At 67.8% G+C, this 17,948-nt stretch carries 14 protein-coding genes; 10 read left to right on the forward strand and 4 right to left on the reverse strand.

Features of this window, described 5'->3' with window-relative positions; genetic code table 11:
- Positions 1-22: 22 nt before the first annotated feature.
- From OLW90_RS02675 to OLW90_RS02705, 7 genes are all read left to right on the forward strand, one after another.
- Entirely contained in the window at positions 23-250 is a 228-nt protein-coding gene (locus OLW90_RS02675; protein WP_319651235.1) for a DUF3107 domain-containing protein, read from the forward strand.
- Entirely contained in the window at positions 251-1,126 is an 876-nt protein-coding gene (locus OLW90_RS02680; RefSeq protein WP_319651236.1) for a DUF3152 domain-containing protein, read from the forward strand.
- Positions 1,123-1,989: a TIGR02569 family protein gene (locus tag OLW90_RS02685; protein ID WP_319651237.1), complete on the forward strand. Its 867-nt coding sequence runs from the start codon at positions 1,123-1,125 to the stop codon at positions 1,987-1,989. The genes OLW90_RS02680 and OLW90_RS02685 overlap by 4 nt, the downstream gene beginning before the upstream one ends.
- Before the next feature lie 2 nt (positions 1,990-1,991).
- A complete protein-coding gene (locus tag OLW90_RS02690; protein ID WP_319651238.1) occupies positions 1,992-5,078 on the forward strand; it encodes an ATP-dependent DNA helicase in 3,087 nt (1,028 codons plus the stop codon).
- Complete coding sequence (locus OLW90_RS02695) at positions 5,068-8,454, forward strand: ATP-dependent helicase (protein ID WP_319651239.1); 3,387 nt, start codon at positions 5,068-5,070, stop codon at positions 8,452-8,454. Before OLW90_RS02690 ends, OLW90_RS02695 begins: the two co-directional genes overlap by 11 nt.
- 131 nt (positions 8,455-8,585) lie before the next feature.
- A complete protein-coding gene (locus OLW90_RS02700) occupies positions 8,586-9,611 on the forward strand; it encodes a potassium channel family protein (RefSeq protein WP_319651808.1) in 1,026 nt (341 codons plus the stop codon).
- On the forward strand, positions 9,608-11,656 hold the full coding sequence (locus OLW90_RS02705) for an ATP-dependent DNA helicase UvrD2 (RefSeq protein ID WP_319651240.1): 2,049 nt from the start codon (positions 9,608-9,610) through the stop codon (positions 11,654-11,656). The genes OLW90_RS02700 and OLW90_RS02705 overlap by 4 nt, the downstream gene beginning before the upstream one ends.
- Here OLW90_RS02705 and OLW90_RS02710 read toward each other — a convergent pair.
- Positions 11,653-12,495 (reverse strand): hypothetical protein, encoded by an 843-nt coding sequence (locus OLW90_RS02710; RefSeq protein WP_319651241.1) that lies wholly within the window; start codon positions 12,493-12,495, stop codon positions 11,653-11,655. The two genes, OLW90_RS02705 and OLW90_RS02710, sit on opposite strands and share 4 nt — an antisense overlap.
- Before the next feature lie 67 nt (positions 12,496-12,562).
- On the opposite strand from OLW90_RS02710, the gene OLW90_RS02715 reads away from it, so the two are divergent.
- A complete protein-coding gene (locus OLW90_RS02715) occupies positions 12,563-13,081 on the forward strand; it encodes a M48 family metallopeptidase (RefSeq protein WP_319651242.1) in 519 nt (172 codons plus the stop codon).
- 3 nt (positions 13,082-13,084) lie between these two features.
- Entirely contained in the window at positions 13,085-13,987 is a 903-nt protein-coding gene (gene mmuM, locus OLW90_RS02720; protein ID WP_319651243.1) for a homocysteine S-methyltransferase, read from the forward strand.
- Here mmuM and OLW90_RS02725 read toward each other — a convergent pair.
- Complete coding sequence (locus tag OLW90_RS02725) at positions 13,984-15,360, reverse strand: zinc-dependent metalloprotease (RefSeq protein ID WP_319651244.1); 1,377 nt, start codon at positions 15,358-15,360, stop codon at positions 13,984-13,986. The two genes, mmuM and OLW90_RS02725, sit on opposite strands and share 4 nt — an antisense overlap.
- Positions 15,361-15,441: 81 nt before the next feature.
- On the opposite strand from OLW90_RS02725, the gene OLW90_RS02730 reads away from it, so the two are divergent.
- Entirely contained in the window at positions 15,442-16,494 is a 1,053-nt protein-coding gene (locus tag OLW90_RS02730) for a PDZ domain-containing protein (RefSeq protein WP_319651245.1), read from the forward strand.
- A 52-nt stretch (positions 16,495-16,546) separates the two neighbouring features.
- Here the strand turns inward: OLW90_RS02730 and OLW90_RS02735 are convergent, their stop codons facing one another.
- Both OLW90_RS02735 and OLW90_RS02740 read right to left on the reverse strand, forming a co-directional pair.
- Complete coding sequence (locus OLW90_RS02735; protein WP_319651246.1) at positions 16,547-17,209, reverse strand: hypothetical protein; 663 nt, start codon at positions 17,207-17,209, stop codon at positions 16,547-16,549.
- A gap of 58 nt (positions 17,210-17,267) precedes the next feature.
- Positions 17,268-17,789: a PPA1309 family protein gene (locus OLW90_RS02740; protein ID WP_319651247.1), complete on the reverse strand. Its 522-nt coding sequence runs from the start codon at positions 17,787-17,789 to the stop codon at positions 17,268-17,270.
- Between the last annotated feature and the right edge of the window lie 159 nt (positions 17,790-17,948).

The raw sequence follows: 17,948 nt of genomic DNA on the forward strand, positions 1-17,948 counted from the left end.
CGAGGATTTAAAGGCAGACGCTATGGACATCAAGATTGGCTTTCAGGATTCCCCGCGCGAACTGGTAGTGCACGTGGCGGAGGATAACGCCGAGCTGAAGGAGCGGATCGCGCAGAATCTGAGCAGCGGCGAGGGCGTGCTGGAATTGCAGGACGCCAAGGGGCGCACGTACCTGGTGCGCAACGCCACCATCGCCTACGTGGACATGGGCACCGCCGCGCCCCGTGCCGTGGGCTTTGCCGGGGCCTAAATGGCCTCTCATCAAGGCTCGGAAGGCGCGTTGGTGCGCTTTGCCCGCGATTACGGCTGGCGCGCTTATGCCATTCCCGTGCTCGCGGTGATCACGGTGTGGGTGCTGTGGGACATGGTGGCGGCCCCCTCCGGGGAGAACACCACCGCGCGGGAAACCACGGCGAGCAGCACGCACACCGAGGACGGGAAGCGCGGCCCGGTGCCCTCCGACGAGGAACTCACCACGGCAACCGATGAACTTCCCGCCGGTGGGGCCTATACCGAGCGCGGAAACGGCAAGTACCGAGTGATCGGCACCCCCGGCATGACGGCGGGGGAGGGGCGGGAAAAGGTGGTGCGCTACGTGATCGAGGTGGAAGGCGGCGTGGATACCGCCAGCCTGGGCGGCGATGACGCCCTGGCCTCCATGATCGACGCCACCTTGTCCAATCCCAAGGGCTGGACGCACGATCCCGCGTACCGCTTCGAGCACGTCTCCGTCTCGGATAACCCCACCATGCGCATTCAACTCACCTCCGTGGGCACCACGCACGAGTTGTGTGGGACAAACCTGGCGATGGAGACCAGTTGCTTTTATTCCGAGGGCAACCGCGTGGTGGTTAATGAATCCCGCTGGGTGCGCGGGGCCACCCCGTTCCAGGGCGACCTGGGCAGCTACCGCCAGTACCTCATCAATCACGAGGTGGGGCACGGCCTGGGCTTTGCCGAGCACGAGCCCTGCGGGGGCGAGGGTGAACTAGCCCCGGTGATGATGCAGCAGACGCTGAGCTTGAATAATTCCCAACTCGCTGGCTTCGATCCAAGCGAGGTCTACCAGGACGATAACGCCACGTGCATGTACAACCCGTGGCCCTACCCCAAGGTGGCACCGTGAATAAGGCTATGAAAACAGCACAGTCCGCACAGTCCTCCCCGTTTGCGCCGCGCCCGGAGCACCTCCCCGATCAGGTGGCGGCGGTCTTTCATGCGGACGACGGCGCGCCGGTAGCCCTGGGCAGCGCCTGGGATCACGGCTGGCGCATTGGCGACGTCGCCCTCTCCCGCGCCGTGGGCCCGCACGTGGCCTGGTCGGCGCGGGTGCGCGACCGGCTCACCGTTCCCGGCCTGGCGGTGGCGCGCCCGGTGCGCTCCACCGACGGGCGCTTTGTGGCTGGTGGATGGCGCGCCTCCACCTTTGCGGAGGGTTCCCTGGTGCAGCGCGTGGACGAGACGGTGGTGGCCGCCCTGCGCCTGGAGACGGCCCTGGCGGGGGTGGAGGAACAGCCCGATACCAGCGGCGACGATATTTTCTCCGTGGCGGATCGGTGCGCGTGGTCGCCGGACGTGGGCGCGGTGGATATGGGGCTCAAGGACGCGCGCCTGCGCGAGGTCATCCAGTCTCTGCGCGCCGCGCGCGAGGATATTACCTCGCCCGCGGGAATCGGGCACGCGGACATGTTGGGCACCACCGTGTACGCGGAGGGCTCGGGCCCGGTGCTCACCGATCTGGTGGGGGTGGTGCGCCCGCACGGCTACACGGCGGCGCAGGTAATGGTGGACGCCCTGCTGATCGAGGCCACCGACGAGGGAATCTTTGAGCGCTTTAGCCACATTCCCGATCTGGAGCAGTTGGCGGTGCGCGCGGTGCTGTACCGGGCCTACGTGTGTGCCCAGGTGGAAGGCGTGGAACCGAACATAATTTCGAATGTGGAGAGGGTTGCTCGCCTGGTACTGTCCCGGCTATCTGCCACAATGTGAGCATGGAGGAAACATACGGCCTTGCTCCCACGCCCGAGGTGGTGCTGACCTCACCGCAGCGGGGGATGGGGGAGCGAAACTGGGATTTCTTAGCGGGGGGATTGCCGCAGCGGGGGAACTGGCGGGTGACGGGGCCCGCTGGCTCGGGGGTCAGTTCCTTGCTGGTGGACATCGCGGTGGAATCCATAGACCGCCACCGGCGTTCCTCGGGCGTCCTGGTGATTACCGCCGCCAAGGATTCCGCCGGGCGCCTGCGCCGCGAGATTCATGATCGCCTACTGAGCCGGGGGGAAAGATACGCCACGGAGGAACCCGTGGCGCGCTCCCTGCACTCCTTGGCCTTTGCCCTGCTGCGCCGGGTGAGCGCGGAGAAGATTCGGCTCATCACGGGAGCGGAGCAGGATGCGGTGATCCGGGAACTCCTGGCGGGCCATGCCGAGGAGGGGCGTGGACCCTGGCCCGCCGAGCACGTTCCGGCGCTGGAATTGGTGGGGTTTGCGCGGCAACTGCGAGATTTCCTGTTGCGCGCCGCCGAGCGCGGGGTGGGCGCGCAGCGTCTGGAGGAACTGGGGGAGGCGTATAAGCGCCCCGCCTGGGGTGCGGCGGGCACCTTCCTGCGTGAGTACGAGCAAACGATGGCTCTCAGTGGGGCGCACTCCTATAGCGCCTCCGAGCTGGTGAACGTGGCGCTGCGGGCCCTGTGCCAAGACCCTTCGGTGCTCGATGGCCTCTGGCACACCGTGATCGTGGACGATGCCCAGCACCTCGACCCCCTCTCCGGGGAATTGGTGGAATTGGTGGCGCAGCGCGCTGATCTGGCCGTGGTGGGGGGAGACCCCGAGCAGTCCATCTTTCATTTTCGCGGGGCCTCCCCGGAATTTCTGCGGAGCTTTCCCGCAGATGGTGAGGTGGTCTTGCCCGCCACCCGGCGCGTGCCGCGCGCCAGCGCATACATCGCGGACTCCCCGGTGGCGGAACAGGCCCGTTACACGGACGCTATTCGCCGCGCGCACCTGCTTGGCGGCGTGCCGTGGAGCCAGATCGCGGTGATCGTGCGTTCCTCCGGCATGATCGACCCCGTGCGGCGCGTGCTCCTGAGCGCGGGGGTACCCGTGCACATCGAGGCCACGGATACGGTTTTGGCTCAACAACCCCTGGTGGCCGGAATCATCTTGGGCGTGCGGGCACTCAGCGAGGACCTGAGCGCCCACGAGTGGGAGGCCCTGCTGCTGGGGCCGGTGGGTGGCGCCGATCCCGTCACGCTGCGCCGCCTGCTGCGCGGTTTGCGCCGCAGCGACATGAGCACGCGCGCGATGGTCACGCTCAGCCGTCTCATTGACCCCGCGCGAGCCGTGGACGAGGAGGAGGAAGCGCGGCTGCGTGAGATTTTGACCGAGCGCGAGTGGGACATTCTTGATCGCATGCGCTCGGTGCTCAGCGCGGCGCTGCGGGCCAAGGAGGCCGGGGGCTCGGTGGAGGAGGTGCTGTGGGAGTTGTGGAACGCCACGGGGCTGGCAGATCGCCTCTCCGCGGCGGCCCTGCGCGGCGGGGCCGCAGGCTCCCAGGCGGATCGAGATTTGGACGCCATGATGACGCTTTTCGACGCCGCCGGGGATTACGTGGAGCGCCGCCCCCACGCCAGCGTGGATTCCTTTATCCGCCACATCGAGGAACAGGAACTCCCCACCGGGGTGCGCGATCGCCGCTCGGCGGCGCCCGAGGCAGTGACGGTTCTCACCGCGCACGGCGCGGCGGGTCGCCAGTGGCACACGGTGGTGGCGGCCGGGGTGCAGGACGATACCTGGCCTGCCCTGGGGGAGACGGGCACGCTCTTTGAGCAGGAGGAATTCATCGACCTGGTGGATTCCGGCATCGACCCTGATCTGATTATCGGCCGCACCAAGGAAAAGGTGGCCGAGGAACGCCGCCTATTCCACGTGGCCACCACCCGGGCCACCGGCCGCCTCCTAGTCACCGCCGTGGCGGAGGAGGCCGATGAGGTGCGCGAGCCCTCGCGCTTTATCGAGCAGTGGGTGACGGAACAGGAGATCACCAGGGAGGCCGCCGAGGTGGCGGGGGAGACGGTGGAAGCCGAAGCGGACCTACCGGAGGCACGCCCGCGCTTTGCGGTGCTTTCCGCTCCGGCGGCGGTGGCGGAACTGCGCCGCGCGGTGTGCGGGGCGCAGACCCCGGAGGCCACGCGGCGCCAGGCCGCCCGTCAACTCGCTCGCCTGGCCCAGGCCGGGGTGCCGGGTGCGGACCCCGATCAGTGGTGGGGCGCGCGCGGCCCCTCCACGGAGGAACAACTAGTGGCTACGGAGCGCGTGCATGTTTCTCCCTCCAATATCGAAAAACTCCACGAGTGCCCCCTGCGGGCGGTGGGAGAGAGGTTCCTCACCAGCGAGGAATCCCCGCACATGCTCAAGGGAACCCTGGTGCACGCCTACGCGGAGGCCCTGGATCGTGGCGTGGCGGAGGAAAGAGCCAGGGAGATCGTCACCCGAGCGTGGACGGAACACCACGCGGTGCCCCAGTGGCGGCAGGAACAGGACTCCGCAGAGTGGGAGCGCGTGCTCGATCGCACCCGCTCGTGGATTGAGGCCAGGGGCAAGGCTGTGGGTGTGGAGATGAAGATTCAGGTGCCTATTGGGGACGAGGTGACGATTACCGGGCGGGTGGATCGCCTGGATAAGGACGCCGCGGGCGATCACTACATCGTGGACTTCAAGACCGGCACCTCGGTGCCCACGCAGCAGGCGGCGCAGGAGAACATGCAGCTGCGGGCCTATCAACTCGCCCTATCCCGGGGGGAAATTCACGGCGAGGCCGTGGTGGCAGGGGAAAACCACCCGCGCCTGGGCGGGGCGGTGCTGGTGTATCCGGCCAGCGCGAGCAAGAAGGTCGCCAGCAGGGAGCAGGCCGCTCTGACCCCGGAGGAGCAGGAGGAGGTGGCTGCCCTGCTGCCCGTGCTTGCCACGGAACTGCGCGGCCCGAGCCTGCTCGCGCGGGTCAATTCCGGCTGCGATACCTGCGCGCTACGGAGCGTGTGCCCGGTGCAACCAGAAGGGAAGGCCACCATTGAGTGCTAATCAGATCAGCCCCAAGAGGCTCGCCGCGCTGCTTGGTAAACCCGGCCCCACCGCCCAGCAGGCGGAGGTGATTGCCGCCCCGCCCGGCCCCATGCTGGTGGTGGCCGGGGCGGGCGCGGGCAAGACGGAAACGATGGCCTCGCGCGCGGTGTGGCTGGTGGTCAATGGGCTGGTGCAGCCGGATCAGATCCTGGGCCTTACCTTTACCCGCAAGGCGGCGCAGCAGTTGCGCCAGCGGATCAGGGATCGCCTGCGCTACCTGGCCCTTAGCCCCGCGCTGCGGGAGGTGGACCCCAGCGGGGAACTGGCCCGCAGCCTGGATAACGCCCAGCCCACGGTGCTTACCTATGACGCCTATGCCGGGCGCCTGGTGCAGGAGTACGGCCTGCTCGCTCCCGTGGAGCCGCACGCGCGGCGCATCACGGAGACGGAACTGTACACCATCGCCGCACAGATCGTGGCGGATTATCAGGGCCGCCTGGACGTGGAGAGCGCCCCGGACACGGTGATGGATAACCTCCTGGCCTTGCACGGTGACATGCTCAACCACCAGGTCACTCCCCAGCAGATCAGGGAGGAAACACAGCCCTTGGTCAGCCTCATGCAGGAACTTCCCCCGGGCAAGAGGCAGAGCAAGGAACTCAATCAGACCATGCGGAAGTGGTTGAATGCCCAGGAACACCGCCTGCATTACCTGCCGCTAGTGGAGGAACTGCGCGGAGAACTCTCGCGCCGGGCGGTGGCGACCTTTGCCGATCACATGTCCGTGGCCGCGCACCTGGCCAGCACCCACGCGGCGGTGGGAGCCACACAGCGGCGCAGATACCGGGTGGTCATGCTGGACGAATACCAGGACACCAGCCATTCCCAGCGCGTGCTGCTGCGGGAACTCTACGGCAAGGGGCGCGACCCGGAACTCACTGTCAATGCCGTGGGCGATCCCATGCAGGCCATCTACGGGTGGCGCGGGGCCACGGCGGCCAACCTTGAGGCGTTCCGTGAGGATTTCCCGCAGGGAGAAAGGCCAGCGCCTAAGAAGGAACTCACGGTGAGTTTCCGCAACCCCTCGGGGGTGCTGGCCCTGGCCAACGCCGTGTCCACCACGGTGCTGGGCCCGCCGGAGAACCCCCAGCGTACGGTGGCCCCCCTGAGCGCCTTTGGGGAGGAACAAGGCTCGGTGGCGCTTTCCTGGCGGGCCACCATCGAGGAGGAGCGCGCCTGGGTGGCCGATCAGATGGCGGCCTACTACGAGGAGGCGCAGCGCGCGCAACGTTCCTTTACCGCCGCGATCCTCGTGCGCGCCAATAAGCACAGTGCCCCGCTCGCGGTGGAATTAGCCGCGCGCGGTGTGCCCTGCGAGATCGTGGGCCTGGGTGGGCTGGTGGATGTTCCCGAGGTAGCCGATGTGCTTGCCGTGGCGCGCCTGCTCATTCGTCCCGCCGAGGATCAGGCCGCGATCCGCCTGCTCATCGGCCCCGCCGTTGGACTGGGCTGGGCGGACGTGCGGGCGCTCTCGCGCCGGGCGCGCAACCTCGCGGGCCGGGCCCGCACGGAACGCGAGGAGCCGCAGGGGGAGCAAGACCCGGAGGAGAAACTGCGCCGCACCGTTGCCGAGGCGCTTCCGGTGGACCAGGAACAGATCGCGGGCCTTGGCGACGCCGTAGCGGACCTGGGCGAGGGTGCCGATCTGAGCGAGGAGGGGCGGCGTCGCATAGCAGCCTTTGCCGGCGTACTCCGGCGTTTGCGTACCCGCAGCCTGGGAAAGCCCCTGGTGGAGATCCTCAGCGATATTGAGCGGGAACTGGGCGTGCGCACGGAGGTGCTGGTGCGCCAGAACCCCTTTGCGGAGGGAGCCGTGGGCACGGTGCACCTGGATCGCCTGCTGGAGGAGGCGGCGGGCTTTGCCGCCGTGCCGGGTGCCACGCTGGGCGGCTTCCTGGATTACTGCGACCTCGCGCGGAAGCGGGATCGCGGCCTGGAGCCGGGGACGGTGACGGTGCGCAGCGATCGCGTGCAGATCATGACGGTGCACAAGTCCAAGGGCCTGGAATGGGAATACGTGGCGGTGCCGCACGCGGACGAGGGCACCTGGAAAGTGCAGGCGGAGACCTTTCTCACCCAGGTCAAGCGGATTCCCGCCACCCTACGCGGCGAGGTGCAGGAGGCCACGAGCGCGAGCGAGGATAGCCCCGTGTTTCTCCCGGAGGCGGCGGAGGATCGCAAGCAATTCGAGGACGAGGCCAAGGATTATATTTCCCGCGTGCGGGAGGCGGAGGCCGAGGAGGCCACCCGCCTGTTTTATGTGGCGCTGACCCGCACGGAGCGGGTGCTCATGGTCAGCGGCAGCGCTCTGCGGGGCGAGACTAAGCCCGTGGCTCCCTATGAGCACCTGGAAGCGCTCAAGGCGCTGGCCCCCGATGCCGTGGCCCACTGGTATGGGGAAAACGGCGCGGGGGGAGAAACCCCGGAGGATCTCCCCGCCAGCCCCCCGCCAGCTCAGGCGTGCTTCCCCCAGGCTGAGGCGCCTGCCAACCTGGCGGACGGGGCGCAGCGGGTGCGCGAGGCCCTTGCCGATCTCCCCCCGGTGGCGGAGGGGGAACTCTTTAGCCAATGGGAGGCCGATGCCACGGCTCTGTGCGAGGAGCAACGCGCCCTGGACACCCCGGTGGTGGAGGTGGAGTTGCCCGGCGAACTCACCGCGAGCGATCTGGTGAATATCAAAAAGGACCCGGTGCAGTTTGCCCGCCGCCAGCGCCGTCCCGTGCCCTTCAAGCCCAATTCCTATGCCAAGCGTGGCACGGCCTTCCACGAGTGGTTGGAGGAGCGCTTTGGCGGCCAGGCGCTCCTGGACGAGGATGAACTGCCGGGCCTGGGCGAGCCGGAGGTGAGCGCCGCCGATCTGGATAGGCTCAAAGAAGCATTCCTGGAAAGCCCCTGGGCGGAGCGCACACCCGTGTACGTGGAACACCCCTTCGAGGTCACTCTTGGGGAGGCGGTGGTGCGCGGCCGCGTGGACGCGATCTTCCGCGACCCGGACACGGGCGGCTGGATCATCGTGGACTGGAAAACAGGCGCCCCGCCCGTGGGCCCGGAGCGGCGCGCGGCGGAGATTCAATTGGCGGTGTACCGGGTGGCGCTGAGCGATCTGCTGGGGGAGAGCGATGTGCGCGCGGTGTTCCATTACGTCGCCTGGAATCGGACGCTGGAGCCGGAGCAGTTGCCGGGGCGGAAGGAACTGGCGCGGTTGATCGCGCGCTCCACTCAGGATAGTTCGACACAGGGCGGTTCGCCCCAGCACAATTCCACTCAGCGTAATTCGAACCAGGTACGCCCCGCCCAAGCTCAGCCACCCGAGGGACACCGGCAGGGAGACTAAGGTGTCGGGGACTAAGGTGTCATGGGGCAATGCCACGGGTGAGAACCAGGGCAGGAATATAACGCACGAAGGAGAAGGCCGTGGCTAAGAGGTTTCGGGAGCGCTTCCGCGCCGAAGGGCAACTCAACGCCATGCCGGTGCACGCGCTGCTCGGTGTGATCTCCATTCCGGGCAAGCCGCGCAGCAGCCCCTGGGTGCTCATCGGCACTCGGGTGGGGTACGCGCTCTTGCTTCTGCTCCTGGTGGCGATCATCGTGTACCTGGACAAGGACGGTTATTCGGAGCCGCTGACGTTCATCGACGCCCTTTATTACTCGGCTGTCTCGCTGTCCACCACCGGGTACGGGGACATCACCCCGGTCACCCAGGGCGCGCGCGTGGTCAATATCCTGCTCATCACCCCCATGCGCATCGCCTTCCTTATCATCTTGGTGGGCACCACGCTCTCGGTGCTCACGGAGGAATCCCGCAAATCACTGCAAATACAGCGTTGGAGGAATCGCGTGCGCAATCACACCATCGTCGTGGGCTACGGCACCAAGGGGCGCTCCGCCGTGGCGGCCCTGCTTGCCGACGGCGTCCCGGCGAATCAGATCGTGGTGATTGATACGGACAAGGTGGCGCTCAGCCGCGCCGAGAACCAGGGCCTGGTCACGGTGCATGGTTCCGCAACCAAGGCGGACGTGCTCAAGATCGCCGGGGTCAATCGCGCCCGCTCCGTGGTGGTGGCCCCCAATCTGGACGATACGGCGGTGCTGGTCACGCTCTCGGTGCGGGAGTTGGCCCCCAGCGCCATGATCGTGGCCAGCGTGCGGGAATCGGAAAACCAGCACCTCCTGGAGCAATCCGGCGCGGACTCGGTGGTGATCTCCTCGGAGACGGCGGGCCGCATGTTGGGCCTGGCCACGGTCACTCCCTCGGTGGTGGAGATGATGGAGGATCTGCTTTCCCCGGATGAGGGCTTTTCCGTGGCGGAGCGCCCCGTGGCGGAGGACGAGGTGGGCGCGCACCCGCGCCACTTGGCCGATATTGTGCTGGGCGTGGTGCGCTCCGGCGAGTTGTACCGCATCGATTCCCCGGAGGCGGAGGCCGTGGAGCCGGGAGATCGCCTGCTTTATGTGCGCCGGGTGACGCGGCAGGACGTGGATAACCAGTGATTAATCTTGATGCTCTTGACGATGATCAGCGGGTGGCGGCCTCCGCCCCGCGCGGCCCGGTGTGCATCCTGGCCGGTGCGGGCACGGGTAAGACCCGCACGATCACCTATCGCATCGCGCACCTCATCGACGGCGGCTTTGTGGCCCCGCAGCGGGTGCTCGCGGTGACCTTTACCTCGCGCGCGGCGGGGGAAATGCGCGATCGCCTGCACCACATGGGCGTGGGCGGAGTGCAGGCCCTGACCTTCCACGCCGCCGCGCGGCGGCAACTGCGCTATTTCTGGCCCCAGGTGGCGGGCGATTTGCCGTGGAAACTGGTGGATAATAAGTTCCCGCTGGTGGGGCGGGCGGCACGCGCCGCCAAGGTGGAACCCACCACGGAAATGCTGCGCGATCTGCTCGGGGAGATCGAGTGGGCCAAGGCCTCCCTGGTGAGCGCGGAGCAGTACGCGGAGAAGGTGGCGGGCACGCACCGCACCCCGCCCACCTCCGCGCAGAAAGTGGCGGAGGTGTATCGCCGCTACGAGGAGTCCAAGATCACGCCCGAGGGAATGTTGTTGGACTTTGACGATCTGCTGTTGCACACCGCCGGTGCCCTGGAGAACTCCCAGGCGGTGGCGGAGGAGTTCCGGGAGCGCTACCGCAGCTTTGTGGTGGACGAGTATCAGGACGTCACGCCCTTGCAGCAGCGGGTGCTCGATGCCTGGCTGGGGCAGCGCGATGACATCACGGTGGTGGGGGACGCCAATCAGACCATCTATTCCTTCACCGGGGCCAGCCCGGAGAGCCTGCTGCGCTTTTCCCGCACCTATCCCCACGCCACGGTGGTGAAGTTGCAGCGGGATTACCGTTCCACACCGCAGATCACCGACCTGGCCAATGAGGTGATTGAACAGGCCTCCGGCAGGCTCGCGGGCACGCGCCTGCGTCTGGAGGGCATGCGCAAGCCCGGCCCGGAGCCGGAATACCATTCCTATCCCGACGAGCCGACCGAGGCCCGCGAGGTGGCCGGGCAGATCCTCACCCTGCTCAGCAGGGGGGTACCCGCCTCCGAGATCGCGGTGCTCTACCGGATTAACTCCCAGTCCGCGGCCTTTGAGCAGGCGCTATCCGAGGCCGGGATCGTGTACCAGGTGCGCGGCGGCGAGGGATTCTTCCACCGCGCGGAGGTAACCCAGGCGATCAGCCAGATGGTGCGCGTGGCGAACTCCCAGGACGTGCCCGATCTTCCCCTTGGCCCCCTGGTGCGCCGGATTCTCGCGCCGTTGGGACTCACCGATACCGAGCCCAGCGGTGCCCAGGCTAGGGAGCGCTGGCAACTTTTGGGAGCCCTGGCGGACCTCTCGGAGGAGTTGGCGCGGGATATGCCGGGCCTCGATCTGAACGGTCTGCTCAGGGAACTGCGCAGGCGGGCGGATTCCAAGCAGCCGCCCACGGTGCAGGGCGTGACTCTGGCGAGCCTCCACGCGGCCAAGGGCCTGGAGTGGGACGCAGTGTTCCTGGTGGGCCTCACGGATAACATGCTGCCCATCAGCCACGCCATCAAGGCCGGTGCGCACCAGATCGAGGAGGAACGCCGCCTGTTTTACGTCGGGATCACCCGCGCCCGCGAGCACCTGCACCTTTCCTGGGCGCTGGCCCGCCAGGAGGGCGGGCGGGCCTCGCGCAAGCGCACCCGCTTCCTCGACGGGATCACCCCGGAATTAGATGTCCGCGAGGTGCCCCCGCGCAGCACCAAGGCCAAACGCTGCCGCGTGTGCGGCAGGCCGCTGCACGGGGCCACGGAGAAAACCCTGGGCAGGCACGAGGATTGTCCCTCGGACATGGATGCCGCGGTATTTGAGGGGCTGCGCGCCTGGCGCAGCGCGCTTTCGCAGGAAATGCAGGTGCCCGCGTACATCGTGTTTACCGATGCCACCCTGGTGGCCATCGCGGAGGCGCTGCCCGCCACGGAGCAGGAATTGCTTTCCATCTCCGGGGTGGGGCCGGTGAAGGTGGAGCGCTTTGGGGCCTCGCTCTTGGCGGAGTTGGCCCGCTACCGTTAGTCCACCGAGCCCCGGCACCACGCGCAGCGCGGGTGCGGACCGAGGATCTCGCGCCGCTCCATCGGCGCGGGGGAGTAGGGATCAAGCCGCAGCACCTCGCCGGGGGTCAATTCCATATCGGGGTGTCCTGGAGGCTCGGGCTGCCCACCGGCGAGCCAGGCGGCGCAGGCACACAGCCGCGCGGCGGTGGCGTGCAGGGCGGCAACCGGGGCATGGGCGGCCTCGTGAACCTGGCCCTGGGCCTGCGCGAGCACGGAGAACCACTTTGGGTCCTCCTCGTGGTGGTGGAGCACCTGGCACAGGGGGCACGCGCCTACCCCGGCGATGCGGGCGGGGCCGATGAGCCCGTGGGCGTCGATAAGCAGCGCCGGGAGGAACGTGGGGCAGTGCCGCAGCAACAGGGGAGTAAGGCGCGCGTAGTGGGCGGCGCAGTCCACCACCAGCACGGGGCCGGGGGCCTGGCGCAGATCGGCGGGGTCGGCGGAAAAGGGGCGGCGCACCCGCCAACCCTCCTCGCGCAGCAGGGCGGCGCTGAGCCGCGCCAGCGGGCTGCGGCCCAGGATGGTGATCGCCACCTCCGCGCCGGGAGGGCGGCGCAGCACCCGATAGTCCTCTAGTTCCTGCACCAGAGCGGTGGCCGCGAGGTCGGGCATACCCGTAGCCCGCAGGCGCGCGATCAGTTCCGCCCGGGGCAGGGGCTGGCGGGCAAGGCAGAGCACGGCGGCCACGGCGGCGGGCCGGGGTACCTCGATGATGCCAACGCGGCGGGAATCCACCCCGCATTGCACGGCGGTGTCATCGCGCACCACCACCGTGGCGGCGGAAGCGAGCATGAGCATGGCGCAAAACCTTTCCCCCGAATCTCCCCTGACCTTCTCCATTGCAGCATAGGTACACTGCCGTGTCATGTCCCTCGATCCTTCCGCTACCCCCGAGGTGGAGGTTATTGCCTCCCCGCGGCGTCGTAAGTCCGTGCAGGCTCGCCTGGTTGGGGGCCGGATTCAGGTGCGGGTGCCCGCCGCGATGAGCCCGGTGGAGCGGGATAAGGCCGTGGCACGGGTGGTGGCCTCGCTGCAACGTAAGGTGCGCACGGGCTATAGCGATACCCAGTTGCGCGAGCGCGCCCGGCACCTCAACGCCGCCTATCTGGAAGGGCGCGCGCACGCGGAATCCGTGCGGTGGGTGAGCAATCAGAACCACCGCTGGGGCTCCTGCACGGTGAGCACCGGGGACATTCGGATCAGCGACCGCCTCCGCGACGTCCCTCCCTACGTGCTCGACGCCGTACTCATTCACGAGCTGGTGCACACCTTTATTCCCGGTGGGCACAGCGCGGAGTTCTATCGCTGGGCGGATCGCGCGCCCAAGGCCGAGCGCGCCCGGGGCTTTCTGGAGGCGTATCAGCGCTACGGCCGGGGGGAATGAGCGGTGAGCTTCCTCGATCATCTGCGCCGCGCCCGCCCGGGTCGGCCCCTGCTTCTCGACGGCGGCCTGGGCACCCACCTGGAGCGGCGCGGCCACGATCTTAACGGGCACCTGTGGTCCGCCCGCGTGCTGGCCGATTCACCGGAAGAGGTGCGCGCCGCCCACGAGGACTTCTTTGATGCCGGGGCGCAGATCGCCACCACCTGCTCCTACCAGGTGACTTTTGAGGGCTGCGGCCAAGAAGGTCTGCGCGCCGAGGCTCTGCTTGACCGCAGCGTGCGCCTGGCCCGAGAGGCCGCGCACGGTGCGGAGGACGCCACCGGCCAGCCGCGCTGGGTGGCGGCCTCGGTGGGGCCCTATGGCGCGGGGCCGGGAGCAGGCACGGAATATGACGGTGCCTACGGCTTGAGCGCCCCGGAGCTCGCCCGCTGGCACCGTCCCCGCGCGGAGGTTCTTGCAGCCGCCGGGCCGGATCTCCTCCTTGCGGAGACCATTCCCTCCCTCCCCGAGGTGGAGGCGCTCGCGGAGGTATTCTCCGAGGTCACCCTGCCCGTGGCGCTGAGCCTGAGCGTTACCGGGGAGCGCCTGCGCGATGGTTCCCCCTTGCGCCTTGCCGCCCAGGCGGCCGCCGAGATTCCCGGCCTGTGCGCGCTGGGAATTAATTGCTGTTCCACGGCGCAGGCCCGCCGGGCCCTGACCACCCTGCGCGAGCACGCCGCCGTGCCGCTGCTGGCATACCCCAACTCCGGGGAGAGGTGGGATGCGACGGAGCGCCGCTGGAAGCAGCGTCCGCAGGAATCGCCGGTGGCGCTTATCGACGCCCCCGTGGTTCTCCTCGGCGGTTGCTGCCGGGTGGGCCTACGGGAGATAGCGCGGCTCGCGGAGGCGCGGGCGGCAACTAATTAGTTCTCCTTATCGCCCTTATCTTCCTCGCTGCCCTTATCCTCCTCGGCCAGGCGCTTTTCCAGCTCCTCGATCTCGCTGATGGGATCAAAGCCGTGCACCCCGCCCTCGTCCAGCAGGCCGTCGATGAACTCGGCGGAGTTATCCAGATCCTCGGCGGTGGGGAGGAAGTCCGGGTGATCCCATACGCGGTCGCGGCGCTCCATGCCCACGGCCGCGTCCACGCGCCGCCACAGTTCCATCGCCTCGCTGACCTTGGGCGCGGCAAATTCGATGCCCACCACCTTGGCAAAGGCCTGCTCGGCGGAGCCGCCGGTGGCGCGGCGGCGGCGCCACGCCTCGTTCATGGCGGAGGTGGAGGGAATACGCTCGCCCATCGCCTGGGTGACCACGTATTCCACCCAGCCCTCCACCAGGGCCAGCAGCGTTTCCAGCCGGGAAACCGCGCCCGCGTTGCGGGAACTGATCTTGGGGCTCATGTCCATGTCCTGCAACTGGCGCATGGCGTCCTGAATGGCCTGGGGATCACCGGATTCCAGGTTGAGGCCGCGGGCGGCCTCCTCGATGTGGGAGGTATCAATCACCAGGCCCTGGGCGTATTCCTCCACGGAGGAGACCAGGCGCTCCACCAACCACGGCACGTGCTGGAAGAGCCGCTGGCGGGCCACCTCGCGGGCGCAGATGTACATGAGCACCTCTTGGGGGGCCACGTTGAGATCCTTGGCCACGGACTCGATCGTGGTGGGCAGCACCGCCGTCACCCCGGCCGGGGCCACCGGCATGCCAAAGTCGGAGCCGGTGAGGGCCTGGCCTGCCAGATCACCCAGGGCGTGCCCGAGCTGCATGCCAAAGTTCATGCCGGACATCTGCTTCATCATCTGGCTCATCGGGCCCATCATCTGGCGGGCCTCCTCCGGCAGGGAGTCCAGTTGCGCCTGGTTCATGTTCTCCGCCACGGGGGTGACCATGCGCTTCCACATGGGCATGGTCTTATCCAACCAATTCTCTGGTGTCCAGGATTCCACCGTCGCCTGGGCGGCGGGGAGCACGGTGGCGTCGCCAAGCCATAATTCCGCCAGGCGCGCGGATTCCCGCACGGCCTCGGCCTCCTTCTGCGGAACGGATTGGGGCTGGCCGCCTAGTTGCTGGCGGGCAATGCGCTGTGCGAGGTCATAATTGACCGGTCCGGCCCCCTCCGGGGAGTTCATGGAGGAACCCATGCCGGAGAGCATGGAGCCAAATTGATTCAAAATATCGCCCAGGCCCCCGCCGCTAAAGCCAAAGGCACCAAAGGGATTATTGTCTCCCCGGCGCTTATTCTCATCGTCATCGTCGCCGCTATTGCCAAAGGAAAAACCAAAACCGCCGTTATTCATAGCACCAACCTACCGGCGTCTCCGCCCCTTGAGCCATCGGGAGTGCAACGCTGAGAGCGAACACGGGTAGCCTAAAGCGATGTGAACCGCCGAATCCGAACCCTCGCCTGGGGAGCGCTGCCCGTGCTGGCGCTCACCGCGCTCGTATCCGCCGACCACATTCCCGGTACCAATATCGCCCTGACCGTGCCCTATGCGGCCGAGGGAACCGGGCCTAGCATCGACACCCTGGGCGAGGTGGACGGCACCGAGGTGGTGGCGGTGGACGGCGCGCGCACCTATCCCACCGCCGGGCAGCTGAACATGACCACGGTCTCGGTGCGTAGCAACATGACCTTGGCGCAGGCTACCGCGCGGTGGCTGTTCACGGACGATACTCTCGTGCCCATCGAGCAGATCTTTCCCCCCGGGGCCACCCCGGAGCAGGTGCAGGAGACGAACCAGGCGGCCTTTACCGCCTCCGAGGCCAGCGCCACCGTGGCGGCGCTCAAACACCTGGGCCTGCCGCTTCAGGTCACGGTGGCGGGCGTGATTGAGGACAGCCCCGCCAGCGGCCAGGTGAACGAGGGCGACGTGATCGTGGCCGTGGACAAGACCCCGGTGGATCAGCCCAGCCAGGTGCGCGACCTCATCGGGCAGCACGCCCCCGGCGAGGAGGCGACGGTGACCGTGCGGCGCGGTTCGGAGGAGATCACCATGCCGATCACGCTGGGGGAGGACCCGCAGGAGGCGGGCAGGCCGCGCCTGGGCGTGCTCATGGGGTCCGAGTCCGCCAACGGCGTGAGCGTGGAGTACAACCTCAGCGACATCGGGGGGCCATCCGCCGGCATGATCTTCTCCCTGGCCGTGGTGGATAAACTCAGCGAGGGCGACCTCACCGGGGGCAAGTTCGTGGCGGGCACCGGCACCATCGCGGAGGACGGCACCGTGGGGCCCATCGGCGGGATTAAGCACAAGGTGCGCGCGGCCTCCGGCATGGGCGCGGAACTCTTTTTATCCCCGGCCGCCAACTGCCAGGAGGCGCTCTCCGGGAACAACGGCGATACCGTGATCGCCTCGGTGGAAACGCTTGACGACGCCATCTCGGCCATGTCCGATTTCGCCGCAGGGCGGGAGGTTCACACCTGCGGGTAGGCGATCCCCCCCCATGTGTCGCCGTGGCTCCCCGGCCACGGCGGGGCAGTGATTAGTCTTTCTCCGGGGACTCCTGCGGGGCAGTGGTCCCCTCCGCTCCGGTGGGGGCTGCGGCTTCCGTTTCTTCCGCCTCCGCGAGGCCCAGTTCCACGATCCGCTTCTCCGGATCCACCTTGTCCGAGGACACCAGTTGTTGCAGCACCAGCCCCTCCTTGTTATCCACCACCGTGATCACGGCGGAGGTGCCCAGGGTGGACCAGCCCACCACGATGTCCCCGGTATCGCGCATGACGTGGGAACTGCGCAACTGCGTGAGTTGCTGGGTGCTAGAGGTGGCCTTGGCGGAGGAATCGTAGAACTGGAACTGGCCCACCTTGGCACCGGAGCACTCGTGTGAGCCCTCGATGCCGTTGGGGGTGCAGGAATCGAACTGCTCGAAGAGCTCCGTGGGGGCCAGGGAGGCGTAGGTCTTTGCCACCTGAGCCACGGCGTCCTTGGGGTCATCGGAGTCCTTTTTCTCCTTTGACTCCCTGGCGGCGGTGGACGTCTCCTCGGCCGGGGAGGAGGTGGCGGACGGGGTGGGCGCAGCGGTGGCCTCGGGGCTTGCGGGGGCGTCGGTAGCCTCAGCGGCGTCCTCGGAGCCGGAGGAGCAGGCGCTGAGAACCAGCCCTGCGGCAAAAATGAGGGGGAGGGCCTTCCACGGGCTGCTGCTCACGGCTATTCTCCTCTGATCCTGGCGTGGTTTTTGCTGGTGTGATTTACCGCCCTTCATCTTAAACATCAAAAGCCTCGGGGTCCTGCTCCAGGCCATACCGTAGGGCAAGGATCACCTCCGGGGCCACGGAATCGCCGCCGCGCAGTTCCACTTCGTCCTGGGCAAAGGCCCCGGCCGCCGCCAACTCCTCCTCCGTGGGGCGGCGCTGCACCAGGGTGAGTTCCTCCCCGGTGCGCAGCACCCCGGAGAACAGGCGCGCCGGGCGCGGGGAAGCACCCTCGCCCTCGGCGGTATCACGGAAGCGAATCTCCTGGGCCAGGATCACCCCGGCCACCTGGGGCGGCCAGGCGATCCGGGAGAGATAATCCGCCAGTTCCGGCGAGCCGGGGGTAAGGCCGGGCAGGGAGTCCTGCACCACGAGGGTGAGCGGGGCATCGCCGGAATCGTCCACGTGATCGGGAATGTACTCGCTGGGCACCAGGCCAAAGAGGGTGGGCGGGGCGTCCCAGCCCTCGGCGTGAATGAAGTCCACGGCCTCCATCATGGCGCGGTTGAGTGCCTGCTGAGTTTTCTCCGGCATGGTGTCCTTTCCATCGTGGGGTCTGTGGGGTCTGCGGGGGCGTCGATAAGCGGCCTGCACCTGGCTGGAGTTACCGCTGTGGCCAGGTTTCCTCCTGCTTCCGTATGGTAGGAGACTAATGCGTATATCTCGTAATACACGCTGGCAATAACAGATATA

Origin of the sequence: Corynebacterium sp. 21KM1197 (genome assembly GCF_033783015.1) — a bacterium.
GTDB lineage: Bacteria > Actinomycetota > Actinomycetes > Mycobacteriales > Mycobacteriaceae > Corynebacterium.